The organism is Sphingobium sp. ba1 (genome assembly GCF_000743655.1).
In the GTDB taxonomy this organism is placed as follows: Bacteria; Pseudomonadota; Alphaproteobacteria; order Sphingomonadales; family Sphingomonadaceae; genus Sphingobium.
In genome coordinates this window covers 3760-5680 of sequence record NZ_JPPQ01000077.1, presented here as the reverse complement: position 1 = coordinate 5680, position 1921 = coordinate 3760, and the positions used below count along the sequence as shown (strand labels likewise).

Below are 1921 nucleotides of genomic sequence, written 5' to 3'. Positions count from 1 at the left end.
CGCCGATAACAGTACGTACCATGATAATCTCCCCCGTAAGGATAATAAGCTGACGCCCCAACGCCTGGCACGCAACATCTATCCGATGGAAAAGAGTCAGTCTGCGGGGCGCGCGGCCTTTTCAACAATCCCCGACACGCCTTCGCGCCGGTCGAGTTCGTCCATCACCTCGTCCAGGCTGATGTCGAGGTCGGCCAGCAATATGATGAGGTGAAATAACAGGTCGGCACTTTCGCCGATCGCGCCGTCCCGGTCGCCCGCCATCGCGGCGATCACCGTTTCGACCGCCTCCTCGCCGACCTTCTGCGCAATCTTGCCACGGCCTCGCGCCGTCAGCTTGGCGACATAGGAGGTGGAAGGGTCCGCCGTCCGCCGTTGGCGGATGGTCTGTTCAAGGGTGTGAAGGGTCGCGCGCATGCCGCGCATCAAGCGCCGCGCGCGCGACCCGTCAATCTAAATTTACTTGCGCTTGCGGCGCGACACCATGACGCGACCGACCAGCACGGCTGCACCCATGGCGAACAGCGCCATCTGTTCCGGCTCAGGCACGGGGGTCGGCGTGCCGCCCGACGAACCGCCGGTGCTGGTGCCGCCGGTGGAGCTGTTGCCGCCCGTGCTGGTGCCGCCGCACTTGCCGAACCAGCACCATGTCGCCTGCGCCGGTGCGGGCACCGCAACGCCCATGAATGCCGCCGCGCCGACCGCCAAAAGCATCTTGTTCAAAGTCATTTCCTTACCCTCCCTGCGCCAAACCCCCATTGGTTGACGATAGACGCAGAAGGATAATGCAGAGCGCGTGCCAAACCGCAAAATGCCAGCTTTATCGGAAAAAATAAGGGTTAATGGCGTGATGGCAGATATGGTTACTGTAAAGTAAATCGACGCTTTCGCCGTGATCAGCCGCCGCGCACCGGTACGCCCGCCGCCGCCAGCGCCTGATGCGCCTCGCCGATCGTATGCTGGCCGAAATGGAAGATCGACGCCGCCAGCACCGCGCTGGCATGACCCTGCGTTACGCCTTCCACCAGATGGTCGAGCGTGCCGACACCCCCGCTGGCGATCACCGGCACCGACACCGCGTCGGCAATCGCGCGGGTCAGCGCCAGGTCATAGCCTTTGCGCGTGCCATCCCCATCCATCGAGGTCACGAGCAATTCGCCCGCGCCCAGGTCCGCCAGCCGCAGCGCATGGTCCAGCGCGTCGATCCCGGTCGGCTGACGCCCGCCATGGGTGAAGATTTCCCAGCGGCCTTCCGCAACCTTTCGCGCATCGACAGATCCGACGATGCACTGGCTGCCGAAGCGATCGGCGATGTCGGCGACCAGTTCGGGACGCACCACCGCCGCGCTGTTGACCGCCACCTTGTCCGCCCCCGCCAGCAGCAGCGCGCGCGCATCCTCGGCGCTGCGCACCCCGCCGCCCACGGTCACCGGCATGAAGCAGACTTCCGCCGTCCGCCGCACCACGTCCAATATGGTCCCGCGCGCCTCATGCGTCGCGGTAATATCCAGAAAGCATAGTTCGTCCGCCCCGGCCGCATCATAGAGCCGCGCCTGCTCGACCGGATCGCCCGCATCCTTCAAATCAACAAAATTGACGCCCTTGACCACGCGCCCATTGGCGACGTCGAGACAGGGTATGACCCGCGTGCGGACGGTCACGCCGCCGCCCGCGCCACCGCCATCGCGGCTTTGAGGTCCAGTCGCCCGTCATAAAGCGCGCGGCCCGTGATCACGCCTTCGATCCCGTCGTCGGCATGCAGGCTCAATATGCGGATGTCGGCGATGCCCGCCACGCCGCCGCTGGCAATCACCGGAATATCGGTCGCGCGCGCCAGTTCGACGGTGGCGTCGATGTTGCAGCCCTTGAGCATCCCGTCACGGCCAACGTCAGTGAAGAGCAGGCTGGCGACGCCCGCATC

4 protein-coding genes are annotated in these 1921 nt (G+C 65.1%); all 4 read right to left on the bottom strand.

The window, feature by feature from the left end; translation table 11 throughout:
* Positions 1-96: 96 nt before the first annotated feature.
* A complete protein-coding gene (locus IL54_RS19190) occupies positions 97-417 on the bottom strand; it encodes a phosphoribosyl-ATP diphosphatase (protein WP_037479619.1) in 321 nt (106 codons plus the stop codon).
* Between the two features lie 42 nt (positions 418-459).
* A complete protein-coding gene (locus IL54_RS19185; protein ID WP_037479611.1) occupies positions 460-729 on the bottom strand; it encodes a PEP-CTERM sorting domain-containing protein in 270 nt (89 codons plus the stop codon).
* Between the two features lie 167 nt (positions 730-896).
* On the bottom strand, positions 897-1661 hold the full coding sequence (hisF, locus tag IL54_RS19180) for an imidazole glycerol phosphate synthase subunit HisF (protein ID WP_037479609.1): 765 nt from the start codon (positions 1659-1661) through the stop codon (positions 897-899).
* A partial coding sequence (locus IL54_RS19175; protein WP_037479617.1) for a HisA/HisF-related TIM barrel protein occupies positions 1658-1921 on the bottom strand: 264 nt, incomplete at its 5' end. The genes hisF and IL54_RS19175, both read right to left, overlap by 4 nt.

Excerpts from the sequence above, each read along its gene's own strand:
- IL54_RS19190 (WP_037479619.1), bottom strand. The coding sequence starts at position 417 with ATGCGCGCGACCCTTCACACCCTTGAACAGACCATCCGCCAACGGCGG.
- IL54_RS19185 (WP_037479611.1), bottom strand. The coding sequence starts at position 729 with ATGACTTTGAACAAGATGCTTTTGGCGGTCGGCGCGGCGGCATTCATG.